The following is a 13,692-nucleotide window of genomic DNA, read 5'->3' as shown; positions in this document are numbered from 1 at the left end:
CAGGTGTCGTGATGTTTGCCCATAGCGCCGGGAAACCTACCCGAGCCGAACCCGACAATCGGCTCGTGACCAGCCGATACAACGTCCAAACTGGTCCCCTCGCGGCGCAGGTCGGCACCCGGGGGCAACCGCGGCTCCCCCGAAAGGAGGAGCGCGCTCACGCACAGTGAGACCTGGGTCGCGAACGGTGCCCCCGGTTATATCGGTAGACCCGTGACGTACGCCGCCGCCTAGACTTGAAGGGTCTGCGGCCGCGTCGGCCCGTCATCGCCTGAAGGAGTGCCCCATGATCACCGCTGCCGGTCTCGAGCTGCGCGCCGGTTCGCGCATCCTCCTGTCCGGGGCCGATCTGCGGATCCAGCCCGGCGACCGCATCGGACTCGTCGGGCGCAACGGCGCCGGCAAGACCACCACCATGAACGTCCTCGCGGGCCTCGCCCAGCCCTACACCGGCAAGGTCGAGCGCACCGGGCCCTTCGGGTACCTGCCGCAGGACCCGCGGTTCGCCGACCTCACGCAGACCGCCTCCAACCGGGTCCTGTCGGCCCGCGGCCTCGACCAGCTCCTGTCCGACCTCGCCAAGACCGAGGCCGAGCTCGCCGAGGTCGCCGACGACGAGAAGCGCGACAAGCTCGTGCGCCGCTACTCCCGGCTCGAGGAGCAGTTCTCGGCCCGCGGCGGCTACGCCGCCGAGTCCGAGGCCGCCCGCATCTGCTCCAACCTGGGCCTGGAGGACCGCATCCTCGCCCAGCCGCTGGAGACGCTCTCGGGCGGGCAGCGGCGCCGCGTCGAGCTCGCCCGGATCCTCTTCGCCGACGACGGCGACGGCATCCTCCTGCTCGACGAGCCCACCAACCACCTCGACGCCGACTCCATCAACTGGCTCCGCGGCTTCCTCTCGGCCCACAAGGGCGGCCTGGTCCTCATCACCCACGACGTCGACCTGCTCGACGAGGTGGTGAACAAGGTCTGGTTCCTCGACCCGACCCGCTCGGTGATCGACGCCTACAACCTCGGCTGGAAGGCCTACCAGCGCCAGCGGGCCGAGGACGCCGAGCGGCGCCGCCGCGAGCGGGCCAACGCCGAGAAGAAGGCCGCCAGCCTCACCAAGCAGGCCGCCAAGCTCGGCGCGAAGGCCACCAAGGCCAAGGCCGCCAAGGGGATGCTGCGCCGCGCCGAGGAGATGCTCGACAACCTCGAAGAGGACCTGCTCCAGGAGAAGGTCGCCGACGTGCGCCTCCCGCAGCCCGCGCCCTGCGGCAAGGTCCCGCTCACCGCGTCCGGGCTGTCCAAGTCCTACGGGTCGCTGGAGATCTTCACCGGCGTCGACCTGGCGATCGACCGCGGCTCGCGGGTGGTCATCCTCGGCCTCAACGGCGCCGGGAAGACCACGCTGCTGCGGATGCTCGCCGGGACGCTCGAACCCGACACCGGCGAGGTCGAGCCCGGCTACGGCCTGCGCATCGGCTACTTCGCGCAGGAGCACGACACGCTCGACCACACCGGGACGGTGCTGGAGCAGATGCAGTCGGCCGCCTCGGACTCCGGCGCGGACCTGCCCGACTCGGAGCTGCGGAAGATCCTGGGCGCGTTCCTGTTCCCCGGGGACGACGTGCACAAGCCCGTGGGCGTGCTCTCGGGCGGGGAGAAGACGCGGCTGGCGCTGGCGAGCCTGGTGTGCTCGGGCGCGAACGTGCTGCTGTTGGACGAGCCGACCAACAACCTCGACCCGGCGAGCCGCCAGCAGGTGCTCGACGCGGTGGACGGCTTCGGCGGCGCCATCGTCATGGTCACCCACGACCCGGGCGCGGTCGAGGCGCTGCGCCCCGAACGGGCGATCCTGCTCCCCGACGGCGACGAGGACCTCTGGTCCGACGACCTGATGGAACTCGTCGAACTCGCTTAGCGCCCGCCGGTGACGCGGCCCCCGGCCCCACCGGGGCGAGCACCGCGCGCAATGGCGCACGCTTTCGGGTGACACCCTTGCCGCGCGGCCGCGTTCCTGTCGGACCCGCGCGGAAGGACGGGCCTACCTTTCCCCTCTCGGGAGGGTGGGGGCTGGGGATGGGAGAACGGCGACGCCGGCCTATAAGCCCGAGTACATCATCACGATCGCCGCGCAGGCGCCCACGCCCGCCGTCACCAGCGGCACCGGCACCGAGCGCCGCCCGCCCGCGCCCCGGCCCGCCCGCCGGCCCTCGGTCCGCGGCGCGGTCGCCGCCACGATCAGCCACGGGCACAACGCGATCCACCCGTACTCCGGATGCTCCGGATTCGACCCGCTCAACGGCGCGATCATCAGCGCCAGCACCGGCCCGACCATCAGCGGCCACACCGCGCTCGACCCGAAGCGCCGCAGGCTCTCCACCACCGCCGGCCCGCACGCCACGCACACCAGCGCGGGCATGATCGCCAGCCACCACAGCTGCCCCGGATGCGCCGCGATCTCGCCGACCGCCGCGTTGTAGGTGTCCACCAGCCCGTACGGCCACGACGGCCCCACCGTCGCCGCCAGCCCCAGCACCGCCAGCGCCGCGCCCGCCGAGACCAGGATCTGCAACGGCCGCCGCCGCACGAAGTACAGGCACAGCAGCGACACGGCGAACCACGCCGCCCCGTACGACAGCAGCGCCGCGATGCCGAGCAGACCGCCCGCCGCCGCCGCGCCCCAGAACGCGTCCCAGCGCCGCACCCGCCGCTCCGAAGCCACCGCCCCGCACGCGAGCACCGCCGCGCACGCCGCCGCGGCGATCCCGTCGATCCCCAGCGTCGTCCACGCCGCCCACGGCCCCAGGATCAGCGCCGGCGACAGCGCCCGCGCCGCCACCGGCCCCGCCACCGACTTCACCGCGACCAGCGTCAGCGGCACCGTCAGGCACGACAGCGCGATCACCGTGATCGCCAGCCCCGCCTCGGAACCGGTGTAGGACACCAGGAGCGCCACCGCGCTGCGGGCGCCCGCGGTCGCCGTCGACATCGTCGTCGGGTCCACGTTCGTGTGCAGCGCCGCCGACCACGTGATCGAGGCCAGGTAGGACGCCACCAGCAGCGTGGGCCACGACAGCCGCGCCGCCGCCGGGCGCGAAGCCGCCGCCAGCACCGCCGCGGCCGTCAACGGCGCGACCACCATCCCGGCCGTGACGTGCAGCGACAGGTTCTGCGCGGGCCACCACGGCAGCGTGGTCGGGCCCACCACGTCGGAGGTCGACACCGCCACCGACGCCACGGTGAACGTCGCCACCAGCAGCGACGTCCAGATCGCGATGTCGCGCAACCAACTGCGTCGCAGGCGGGCGGGCGCGAGGGCGTCCACCCGGTCGGTGTAGGAGGTCTGCGGTGCGGTCACGTCACGAAACTATCGGGTATCCGACACAAGCGACCGCCGGGCGCGAAAAGTCCGGCAAACTTCACAACGTTCCTTCATCACCCTCCGTGCGTAGGAAAGGACTCATGGCACCTGAGGTACCAGCACAGCGCAGCGCCGGCCCGGGGGACGCCCCCGCCACCAGGACCGATCCGAACCGGCAGGTCCGCGGCGAGGAGCGCCGCGCACTCACCGAGCACGTCACCGCCGCCTACGAGAAAGGGCAGAGCATCAGGGACATCGCCTCCACGATAGGCCGCTCCTACGGCTTCGTTCACCGCCTCCTCGCCGAGGCGGGCGTCGACTTCAGGACCCGGGGAGGGGCCCGCAAGGGCGCCCGGAAATAAAAACCGCCCCCGCGGGCGTTCTCCGACTCGGAAACGAGATCGAAACGGCCCAAGACCCACACCACACGACGACCGAACTTGGGCACACCTGCACACAGGAGGCCCAGTGTCATCGATGGGACCTGCCGGCTGGGACGCCATGCGTTCCATGCGCCGCGCCGACGACCTCAAAGGCGTCACCCTCTCCCGCGGCGTCAAGCGCCGCATCCTGCGCTTCGCGCGCCCCTACCGCCGCGACATCGGGCTGTTCATCGCGCTCGTGACCGCGATCGCGGCCATCGGCGTCGCCACCCCGGTCCTCGCCGGCGACATCGTCAACGAGCTGACCGGCGCGGACGGCACCCAGCGCGGCGTGGTCGCCATCGCCGCCGTCATCGCCGGCCTCGCCGTCGTCGAGGGCGCCCTCAACCTCGCCATGCGCTGGTACGGGGCGAAGCTCGGCGAGGGCATCATCTTCGACCTGCGCCGGTCGGTGTTCGGCCACGTCCAGTCGATGCCGGTCGCGTTCTTCACCCGCTCCCAGACCGGCGCGCTCGTCTCGCGCCTGAACAACGACGTCATGGGCGCCCAGCGCGCCTTCACGAGCACCCTCTCCGGCCTCGTCTCCAACGGCATCGCCGTCGCCCTCATCATCGGCGTCATGTTCTTCCAGTCCTGGCAGATCACCCTGCTCTCGCTGGTGCTCGTCCCGGTCTTCCTGGTCCCCGCCAAATGGGTCGGCCGCAGGCTCGCCGTGCTCACCAAGGAGGGCTTCGACCTGAACGCGGCCATGAACACCCAGATGGCCGAGCGGTTCAACATCGGCGGCGCCATGCTCGTGAAGCTCTTCGGCCGCCCCGAGGCCGAGTCCGCCGACTTCGCCGACAAGGCCGACCGCGTGCGCGGCATCGGCATCACCACCGCCATGTACGCGCGCACCTTCATCGTCGCCCTCACCCTCGTCGCCGGGCTCTCACAGGCCCTCGCCTACGGCCTCGGCGGCGCCCTGGTCTTCGCCGGGCAGCTCAGCGCCGGCACCGTCGTGACCCTCGCGCTGCTCCTCACCCGCCTCTACGGGCCGCTGACGGCCCTCTCGAACGTCCGCGTCGACGTCATGAGCGCCCTGGTGAGCTTCCAGCGCGTCTTCGAGGTCCTCGACCTCGAACCGCTCATCCGCGAGGCCGAGGACGCCCGGGAGCTGCCCGACGGCGCCGCCGCGATCCGCTTCCGCGACGTCGAGTTCCGCTACCCCGGCGCCGACGAGGTCTCCCTCGCCAGCCTGGAGGACCTGGCCCGCCCCGACCGCTCCGACAACGGCCGCCAGATCCTCTCCGGCGTGTCCTTCGACGTCGACCCCGGGCAGCTCGTGGCCCTCGTCGGCCCCTCGGGCGCCGGCAAGACCACCACCGCGAACCTGGTGCCGCGCCTGTACGACGTCACCGCCGGCGCCGTCGAGGTCGGCGGCACCGACGTGCGCGAGCTGTCGCTGGCCTCGCTCGCCGCTCACATCGGCATGGTCACCCAGGACGCGCACCTGTTCCACGACACCGTGCGCGAGAACCTGCGCTACGCCCGCCCCGCGGCCACCGACGACGAGATCTGGGAGGCGCTCGACCGCGCCCAGATCGGCGAGACGGTCCGCCGCCTCGAATCGGGCCTCGACACCGTCGTGGGCGAGCGCGGCTACCGCTTCTCCGGCGGCGAGAAGCAGCGCCTCGCCATCGCCCGCGTCCTGCTCAAGGCCCCGCCGATCGTCATCCTCGACGAGGCCACCGCCCACCTCGACTCCGAGTCCGAGGCCGCCGTCCAGCGCGCCCTCGACACCGCGCTCGAAGGCCGCACCTCCCTGGTCATCGCCCACCGGCTCTCCACGGTGCGCCGCGCCGACACGATCGTGGTCCTCGAGGGCGGCAGGGTCGCCGAGTCCGGCACCCACGACGACCTCGTCGGTCGCGGCGGCCTCTACGCCGAGCTGTACCGGACGCAGTTCGCCGAGGGCCGCGGCCCCGAAGGGGCGCTCTCGGCCGCCGTCTGAGGCGCCGCACCGGCCGAGCCCCGAACGCGAGGACCGTTTCGCGCTGCCGGATCGCGCGAAAGCGGGGGTATTGTAGTGTCCAGAGGCCACTTCGGTTCAAATTCGCCGAAGTGGTGAAGCGCCAGCAATGGCGGCACATATCAGGCCGATACGGCGCCCTGCTCGGCCGGGGACCCCCGGGCGGAGCAGGCGGCGGGCCTGAGCATCAACATCGCAAGGAAACACAGCAATGGCGCAAGGCACCGTTAAATGGTTCAACTCCGACAAGGGCTTCGGCTTCATCGCCCCTGACGGCGACGGTCCGGACATCTTCGTCCACTTCACCGCGATCACCGGCAACGGATACCGTTCCCTGGAGGAGAACCAGCGGGTGGAATTCGACGTAGAGCAGGGCAAGAAGGGCCCGCAGGCCGCCAACCTGCGCGCGCTCTAAGCAGGAGAGCGAACGAAGCCGCTGCCCTTCACAAGGAGGACAGCGGCTTCTGTGGCGTCCGGGCCTATCCGGTGCGGTAGCCCCGCAGGAACGTCCCCTCCGAGCCGTCCGGGCTCTCCAGGCTCCGCTCCTCGACCACGTCCCCCTTGGGATCGAACAGCGACACGAGGATCGTGTGGGCATGCTCGGCCGCGTTGTACCGGTGGTCGACCACGATCATCGACCCGTCCGCCAGGAACACCACCTGTGCCCGCTCCGTCTCGACCGGCAGCTCCAGCTCCTCGCCGGTCGTGAGGTCCACGTACCGGTCGCAGCGGTCCGCCTCGACACGGCCCGACTGCGCGGTGTCGCCGAGCTCGAAATGGAAGCAGGCCCGCGTCAGGTCCGCCGAGATCGACGACAGACCCGTGAACCCGGGGTCCCCGGTCCACGACGCCGCGCCGTCGAGCACGACCTCGCCGGAGCCGTCCGGGCGGGCCGCGTAGACCCCGTCGCCGCTGACCAGGTACTCGCCGTCGGGCGTCCACCGCGGCGAGCAGGAGAACTTCCCCGACAGCTCGGACATCTCGCCCGTGGACACGTCCAGCAGGTAGCCGTCGCCGCCCTCCCCGTCGGGCATGTTGAGCGCCACCCGGTTCGAGTCCGGTGACCACGACGGCGGGCAGTCCTTCCCGCCGATCCCCAGCTCCAGGGTGCCCGCCTCATTGAACGACACCAGCGCGCCGTCGCACGCCTCGCCGTAGGCCACCGTGTACCGCTCGCCGTTCGGGGCCAGGGCGTAGTCGGGCGCCGGAGGCAGCACGGTGGTGTGCGCCTCGTCCTCGAACCGGTGGATCGAGGACAGCAGCTGCTCCTCCTCCTGCCGGTAGACCTCGAAGTAGAGCACTTCCGGCAGCGCCCCCAAGGACGGCGCGGCGTCCGGAGCGTCCCAGCCGGTCCAGCCGGTCCAGCCGTCCGAACTCCCGCACGACTCCTCCTGCGCGTCCTCGGTCTCCGTGCGCTCGGCCACCGGGGTCCCCTGCGACGCGGCCGGATCGCCGGCCGGCGGCGCGGCCTCGACGCCGCCGAACATCTCCGCGGTCGCGAGGCCCGCCAGCGCCAGTCCGCAGACGGCGGCGATCGCTCCCGCGGCGAACCGGCGCTGCCCGATGCGCCGGGCCCGCCGTCGCGCACCCGCGGCCAGGTCCTGCGACGGACCGGCCTCGCCTTCCGCGATGCCTTGCAGCAGCGCGCGAATCGAGTCAGGCACGGGCCTCTCCCCTCACGTTCGCGAACTCCAGCTCCCAGCGGGGCAGCCCCCCGCCGGCGTCGCCGAGGACCACCAGCTCGGGGAAGGAGTTGCGCAGCCGCCGCAGCCCGCGCTGGACGCGGGCGCGCAGCGTGGTCACCGGGCAGTCGAGGACGGCCGCGGCGGCCGCCTCGGTCTGGTCCTCGAAGTACCGCAGCACGATCGCGGCCCGCTGCGTGGCCGGCAGCGACAGCAGGGCGGCGTGCACGGCGAGCCGCAGGGCCGTGTCCGGTTCGTCGACGAGGCGCTCGGGCACGGCGTCGGTCGCGATCTCCGCGACCTTCCCTCGCCGCCAGCGGCTCACGTGCAGGTGGTACATGGTGCGCCGCGTGTAGGCCTCGGCGTTGGCCGTCCGGTGCAGGCGCTTCCACGACCGCCACGTGCGGGCCAGGGCGTCCTGGACGAGGTCCTCGGCGAGTCCGCGGTCGCCGGTGAGCAGGTACGCCGAGGCGCACAGGGCCGCCGACCTGGCTCTGACGAAGTCCTCGAACTCGTCCTCCCGCGTCGGCGGCGCCCCGGGCGGGGCGTTCGATCCGCTCACGATCGGTTCCGTTCCGTGAAAAGGAGATGCGGGTGCATATCTTCCTAGACGGGAATCCCGGCCGCGCCGCGCCTCCCCCGAACGGACATCAGCGCCCGGCCGAACGGCGGAGCGAAAACCGGCGTGCGATCCCCGGAACCGCCCGGCACACTGGTGCCGTGGAAATCATCGAATTCGACGCGGGCGACGCCGATCTGATCGATCAGTCCTACGCGATCCTCACCGCGGCGCACCGCGCGGACACCCCCGAGAACCCCGCCGCCCCCGAGCGCTACTTCAGGACCCTGTTCACCCACGTGATCCCCGGCCGCGAACGGCACTGGTTCGCCGCGGTCGACGAAGGCCGCGCCCTCGCCTACGCCCGCGTCAACTTCTTCACCGACGACAACCCCGAGCTCGCCATGTACGAGCTGCCGGTCCACCCCGACCACCGCGGCACCGGCGCCGAGGCGCTCCTGCGCGACCACGTCGAGCGGTACTGCGCCGAGCACGGCCGCACCACCCTCCTCACCGCCACCGCCGTCCACTGGGAGGGCGGCCCCGCCCGCGACGAGACCACCGCGCGCACCCTCGAAGCGCGCGGCTACTCCCGCGCGCTCGTCACCGTCAACCGCCGCAGCCCGGTCGACCCGCTCGGCGCCGACGAGGAGCGGCGCCGCCACGAACAGGCCCTCGCGAAGGCCGGCGACGCCTACGAGGTGCGACAGTGGATCGGCCCCGTCCCCGAGGACCTCGTGGACACCATGTGCCGCATGGAGACCATGATCATGGCCGAGGTCCCCCTGGGGGAGATCGAGGCCGAGCCCGAGCGGATGGACCCCGAGAAGCTGCGCGGCAAGGAGGCCGTCTACGCGGCCGAGGGCCGCACCTGGCTCCACTCGGTCGCCGTCGAGCGCGCCACCGGCGAGGTCAGGGCCTGGACCGAGATCGCGATCGACGACGGCGACGACCGCAACGTGCTCCAGGGCATCACCATCGTCGACCCGGCCCACCGCGGCCACCGCCTCGGCCTGCTCCTCAAGCTCGCGAACCTCCGCCAGCTGCGCGCCCACGCCCCCGGCATCGCCCACATCTGGACCGACAACGCCGACGTCAACGCCCCCATGATCGCCATCAACGAGCTGCTGGGCTACACCACCGTCGACGCCAACGCCGAGTACCAGCTGAAACTGGAGGCCTGAGCGCCGTGGACCTCCGCCGCCTCGACCCGGCCGACCGCGACGCCGTCGACCGGGTCCACCAGCTGTTCGAGCTCGCCCGCGCCACCGAGACCCCCGAACTCGCCCCGGTCTCCGCGAGCCGGTACGCCAGTTTCCTGGAGCACCCGCCGCCGGGCGCCGAGTTCCGCTGCTACACGGCCGCGCAGGACGGCGCCCTGGTGGGCGCCGTCTGGCTCTCCATGCCGCTGAAGGAGAACGCCCACTACCTCGAGGCCGAGCTGCTGGTCCACCCCGGCCACCGCCGCCGCGGCATCGGCACCGCGCTGCTCGACCGCCTCCTGGACCTCGCCCGCGACGAGCACCGCAGCGAGATCGTCCTCCTCGCCCGCGCCGCCGTCGCAGGCGGCCCGCCCCGCTCGGACGCCGGGGCGCGGTTCCTCGAGCGGCACGGCTTCGCCCCCGCGCTCACCGAGATCGACCGGAAGGCCGCGGTCGGCGCGGCCACCGCGGACGAGGAGCGGCTCTGGGACGAGGCGCTCGCCGCCTCCGGCGACTACGAGGCGGTCTCCTGGATCGGCCGCTGCCCCGACGAGCACGTCGCAGGACTCGGCCGCATCGACTCGATGATCTTCACCGAGATCCCCCTCGGCGACGTCGACCTGCGCCCCCGCACGGTCGACGCGCAGTTCGTCCGCGACCGCGAGGACCGCGCCGAAGCCCAGGGCAACGACCTGATCCGCACCGTCGCCGTCCACCGGGCCGGCGGCGGCCTCGTGGCCAACACCGTCCTCTACGCCCACCGGGACGAGACCTACGCCCAGCAGGCCATCACCATCGTCGACCCGGCCCACCGCGGCCACCGCCTCGGCCTGCTCGTCAAACTCGCGAACCTCCGCCGGCTGCGCGAGGCCCGACCCGAGGTCACCGCGGTCTGGACCGGCAACGCCGACGTCAACGCCAACATGAACGCCATCAACGAGCGCCTCGGCTTCCGGCCCGTCGACGCCCGCGTCTCTTACCGGCGCCGGCTCGACGCCTGACCGCGAAGCGGGGGCGGCGCCGTAATTCGGTTGCCGCCCCCGCCGCCGAATGTCCAGACTGAACCCATGAGCAACCTGGAAATCCTTGAACTCGACCCCGCGGACGGCGACCTCGTCTCCGGCGCCTTCGAGGTCCTCCGCGCCTCCCACGCGGCCGACAACCCCGACAGCCCCGCACCCCACGAGGGCAAGTTCGCCAAGGGCCTGGTCCACCCCACCCCCGGCGAGCAGGAGACCACCCTCATCGCCGTCAAGGACGGCACGGTCGTCGGCGTCGCCGAGATCGGCCTGCCCATGCGCGAGAACCTGCACTTTGGCTGGGCCGAGATCCACGTCCACCCCGACCACCGCCGCCAGGGCACCGGCGGGGCCCTCCTGGACCACTTCGTCGCCTACACGCGCGAGCGAGGCCGCACCGAGCTGACCCTCGACACCCACATGACCTGGGAAGACGGACCCGAACGCGCCAAGACCGGGCAGGAGTTCCTGGAGAAGCGCGGCTTCAAACTGGCCCTGACCTCGATCAACCGCCGCTGCGCCGTCGACGCCCTGGACCCCGCGACCGAGCAGCGGCTCCTGGCCGAGGCCCGGGCCGCCGCCGGCGACGACTACGAGATCGTCTCCTGGATCGGCCGCACCCCCGAGGAACTGGTCGAGACCATGGCCCGCATCGACTCCACGATCCTCGCCGAGGTCCCGCTGGGCGACCTCGCCCTCGAACCGGAGACGATCGACGCCGAGCTCAAGAACGCCAAGGCCGACCGCAACGAGGCCATGGGCGTCATCCCGATCCAGACCGTCGCCCGCCACCGCGCCAGCGGCGAGGTCGTCGCCAACACCGCCGTGTTTGCCTACGACGACACCGGCTACACCGACGCGTTCCAGGGCATCACCATCGTCGACAAGGAGCACCGCGGCCACCGCCTCGGCCTCCTCCTCAAACTGGTGAACCTCGAACTCGTCCGGGAGAACTTCCCGCAGGTGCGCGCGATCTGGACCGACAACGCCGACGTCAACGCCCCGATGATCGACATCAACGTCCTCCTCGGGTACGAGGTCGTCGACGCCCTGGGGGAGTACCAGATCAAGTTCCCCTCCTGACCGAACCGCATGGAGACGAGGGAGACAGTGTCTCCAGGCACAAGCCGACCCCGGAGGTGGCGACCGCCCTCCGCGGTCGGCTATTGTCATTAGCTGGCCCTCCTTGTGGCCCGATCAGGCGCGTCCCGCCCCATCACCGTCGGCTTATGGTGAACCTAATCTCCGCGGAACGTGCGTCACTCACGAAGTCGTTCTCGCGGAAGGCGAACCATGACTGTTGACCCAACTGTGCCGAATGCTGCCCCCAGTGAACCGGGCACGGCACTCGAAAACACCGAAACCCCTGAAACCACCCCGGTCCCCGAGGTGGGCGACGCCGCCGCCGAGGCTCCCGCGGTGACCGAGGCGGCCCCCGGATCCGCCCCGGCCGAGACCCCCGAATCCGCCTCCGGCGAGGACTTCACCGTCGAGACCGACGCCGTGGACCCCGTCGCGACCGGCCCGGGCTTCGAAGAGCTCGGCCTGCCCGAGAAGATCACCGCCGCACTGGCCGAGCAGGGCATCATCACGCCCTTCCCGATCCAGGCCGCCACGATCCCCGACGCGCTCGCCGGGCGCGACATCCTCGGCCGCGGCCAGACCGGCTCGGGCAAGACCCTGGCCTTCGGCCTGCCCACCCTCGCGCGCCTCGCCGCGGGCGGGCGCACCAAGCCCAAGCACCCCCGCGCGATCATCCTGACCCCGACCCGCGAACTGGCCATCCAGGTCGCCGACTCGCTCCAGACCTTCGGCGACGCCGTCGGCATCGACATGAAGGTCGTCTGCGGCGGCACCGCGTTCTCCCGCCAGATCGACGCGCTCCGCGCCGGGGTCGACATGCTCGTCGCCACCCCGGGGCGCCTGCGCGACCTGATCCGGCGCGGCGAGTGCTCGCTCGACGCCGTCGAGCTCGCGATCCTCGACGAGGCCGACCAGATGGCCGACATGGGCTTCCTGCCCGAGGTCGAGGAGCTGTTCGACATGCTCCCCGTCGGCGGCCAGCGCATGCTCTTCTCCGCCACGCTGGAGAAGGAGATCGACGTCCTCGTCCGCAAGTACCTGTCCGACCCGGTCACCCACTCGGTCGACCCGTCGGCCGGTTCGGTCACCACCATGACCCACCACCTGCTGCTCATCGGCCCGCGCGACAAGGCCACGATGACCGCGGCCGTCGCCGCCCGCCCGGGCCTGACGATGGTGTTCGTGCGGACCCAGCTCGCCGTCGACCGCATCGCCGACGAGTTGCGCGAGGCCGGCGTCAAGGCCGAGGGCCTGCACGGCGGCATGTCCCAGGTCGACCGCTCGAAGGTCCTGGACCGCTTCAAGAACGGCCGCCTCGACGCGCTGGTGTGCACCGACGTCGCGGCCCGCGGCATCCACGTGGACGGCGTCGACATGGTCCTCCACGTCGACCCGCCGAAGACCCACAAGGACTACCTGCACCGCGCCGGGCGCACCGCCCGCGCCGGGCAGTCCGGGCACGTCGCGACCCTGGTGCTGCCGCACCAGAACCGCAGCATGTTCAGCCTGATCGAGCGCGCCGGCGTAGAGGCCCAGCGCCACTACGTGAACGACAACTTCGACGCCGAGCTGACCGCGCTCATGGGCGCCCGCAACTTCACCGACCTGCGCGCGGTGGCGGCCGACCACCAGGCCTCGCAGAACGATGCCGAGGCGGCCCGCCTGGAGCAGCAGATCCAGCGCTTGAAGGAGGACGCCGAGGGCCTCCGGGCCCAGGCGACCCGTCTGCGCGAGCAGGCCGAGCGCGAGATCATCGAGGGCCCGTCCAAGCGCCGCGACGACCGCGGCCCGCGCCGCGACCGCGACGACCGCGGCGGGGGCTACCGCGGGAACCGCGACGGCGGCCGAGGCGGCTACCGGGGCAACCGCGACGGCGGTGGCGGCGGCTACCGGGGCAACCGCGAGGGCGGCTCCTACGGCGACCGCGACAACCGCGGCGGGGGCTACCGCGGGAACCGCGAGGGCGGCTCCTACGGCGACCGCGACAACCGCGGCGGCGGCTACCGGGGCAACCGCGAGGGCGGCTACCGCGGCGACGACCGCGGCGGGCGCGGCGGCTACGGCGACCGCGACCGCTCGTACGGCGACCGCGGCCGGGGCGGCTACGGGGACCGCGACAACCGCGGGTCCCGCGGCGGCGACGACCGGGGCGGCCGCGGCTTCCGCGGGGACGACCGCGGCAGCCGGGGCGGGTTCCGCGGCGACGACCGCGGTGAGCGCGGCGGCTTCCGCGGCGACCGCGAGCGCCGCGACCGCTGGTAGGCGATGACCGACGAAGCGGCCCTGAGGACTGAGTCCTCAGGGCCGCTTCGCGTCTCCGGTGCCGCGCCGAGGCGCCTCCTCTGGCGGCCGGCCGCCCGGCGCCGCACCGAGCAGTCCAAAGATATATATCGGAATCGAGGTT

Annotated in this window: 11 protein-coding genes; 8 read left to right on the top strand and 3 right to left on the bottom strand. The window is 72.3% G+C overall.

What is annotated here, in order from left to right:
• Positions 1-286 precede the first annotated feature (286 nt).
• Positions 287-1,906 (top strand): ABC-F family ATP-binding cassette domain-containing protein, encoded by a 1,620-nt coding sequence (locus LO763_RS15060; RefSeq protein WP_230603482.1) that lies wholly within the window; start codon positions 287-289, stop codon positions 1,904-1,906.
• Between the two features lie 180 nt (positions 1,907-2,086).
• Here LO763_RS15060 and LO763_RS15055 read toward each other — a convergent pair whose 3' ends face one another.
• Positions 2,087-3,346, bottom strand: coding sequence for a hypothetical protein (locus tag LO763_RS15055; protein WP_230603480.1), 1,260 nt, complete (start codon positions 3,344-3,346; stop codon positions 2,087-2,089).
• Between the two features lie 104 nt (positions 3,347-3,450).
• Between LO763_RS15055 and LO763_RS15050 the strand changes: the two genes are divergently transcribed.
• The 3 genes from LO763_RS15050 to LO763_RS15040 all read left to right on the top strand — a co-directional run bounded on the left by LO763_RS15050 (position 3,451) and on the right by LO763_RS15040 (position 6,158).
• Positions 3,451-3,711, top strand: a complete 261-nt coding sequence (locus LO763_RS15050) for a helix-turn-helix domain-containing protein (RefSeq protein ID WP_230603478.1) — start codon at positions 3,451-3,453, stop codon at positions 3,709-3,711.
• 88 nt (positions 3,712-3,799) lie between these two features.
• On the top strand, positions 3,800-5,725 hold the full coding sequence (locus LO763_RS15045; protein ID WP_439650296.1) for an ABC transporter ATP-binding protein: 1,926 nt from the start codon (positions 3,800-3,802) through the stop codon (positions 5,723-5,725).
• Between the two features lie 229 nt (positions 5,726-5,954).
• Positions 5,955-6,158, top strand: coding sequence for a cold-shock protein (locus LO763_RS15040; RefSeq protein WP_030161360.1), 204 nt, complete (start codon positions 5,955-5,957; stop codon positions 6,156-6,158).
• Positions 6,159-6,222: 64 nt separating this feature from the next.
• Here the strand turns inward: LO763_RS15040 and LO763_RS15035 are convergent, their stop codons facing one another.
• Both LO763_RS15035 and LO763_RS15030 read right to left on the bottom strand, forming a co-directional pair.
• Positions 6,223-7,407 carry a TolB family protein gene (locus tag LO763_RS15035; protein WP_230603476.1) on the bottom strand — a complete coding sequence of 395 codons (1,185 nt, stop codon included), beginning with the start codon at positions 7,405-7,407 and terminating at the stop codon, positions 6,223-6,225.
• Positions 7,400-7,987: a SigE family RNA polymerase sigma factor gene (locus tag LO763_RS15030; protein WP_230603474.1), complete on the bottom strand. Its 588-nt coding sequence runs from the start codon at positions 7,985-7,987 to the stop codon at positions 7,400-7,402. The genes LO763_RS15035 and LO763_RS15030 overlap by 8 nt, the downstream gene beginning before the upstream one ends.
• Positions 7,988-8,145: 158 nt before the next feature.
• Here LO763_RS15030 and LO763_RS15025 point away from each other — a divergent pair, with 158 nt between their 5' ends.
• From LO763_RS15025 to LO763_RS15010, 4 genes are all read left to right on the top strand, one after another.
• The gene (locus LO763_RS15025) at positions 8,146-9,168 is read left to right on the top strand and encodes a GNAT family N-acetyltransferase (protein ID WP_230603472.1); all 1,023 of its coding nucleotides are present in this window, start codon (positions 8,146-8,148) and stop codon (positions 9,166-9,168) included.
• Between the two features lie 5 nt (positions 9,169-9,173).
• Positions 9,174-10,187: a GNAT family N-acetyltransferase gene (locus LO763_RS15020; protein ID WP_230603470.1), complete on the top strand. Its 1,014-nt coding sequence runs from the start codon at positions 9,174-9,176 to the stop codon at positions 10,185-10,187.
• Between the two features lie 66 nt (positions 10,188-10,253).
• Entirely contained in the window at positions 10,254-11,288 is a 1,035-nt protein-coding gene (locus LO763_RS15015; RefSeq protein WP_230603468.1) for a GNAT family N-acetyltransferase, read from the top strand.
• Between the two features lie 210 nt (positions 11,289-11,498).
• Positions 11,499-13,550 carry a DEAD/DEAH box helicase gene (locus tag LO763_RS15010; RefSeq protein WP_230603466.1) on the top strand — a complete coding sequence of 684 codons (2,052 nt, stop codon included), beginning with the start codon at positions 11,499-11,501 and terminating at the stop codon, positions 13,548-13,550.
• Positions 13,551-13,692: the final 142 nt, after the last annotated feature.

It is taken from the genome of Glycomyces amatae (assembly GCF_020991375.1).
Lineage (GTDB): Bacteria > Actinomycetota > Actinomycetes > Mycobacteriales > Micromonosporaceae > Glycomyces > Glycomyces amatae.
Note: the sequence above shows the minus strand (reverse complement) of the source record. Positions and strands in the feature narration are given on the sequence as shown.

Excerpts from the sequence above, each read along its gene's own strand:
- LO763_RS15060 (WP_230603482.1), top strand. The coding sequence starts at position 287 with ATGATCACCGCTGCCGGTCTCGAGCTGCGCGCCGGTTCGCGCATCCTC.
- LO763_RS15050 (WP_230603478.1), top strand. The coding sequence starts at position 3,451 with ATGGCACCTGAGGTACCAGCACAGCGCAGCGCCGGCCCGGGGGACGCC.
- LO763_RS15040 (WP_030161360.1), top strand. The coding sequence starts at position 5,955 with ATGGCGCAAGGCACCGTTAAATGGTTCAACTCCGACAAGGGCTTCGGC.
- LO763_RS15015 (WP_230603468.1), top strand. The coding sequence starts at position 10,254 with ATGAGCAACCTGGAAATCCTTGAACTCGACCCCGCGGACGGCGACCTC.
- LO763_RS15010 (WP_230603466.1), top strand. The coding sequence starts at position 11,499 with ATGACTGTTGACCCAACTGTGCCGAATGCTGCCCCCAGTGAACCGGGC.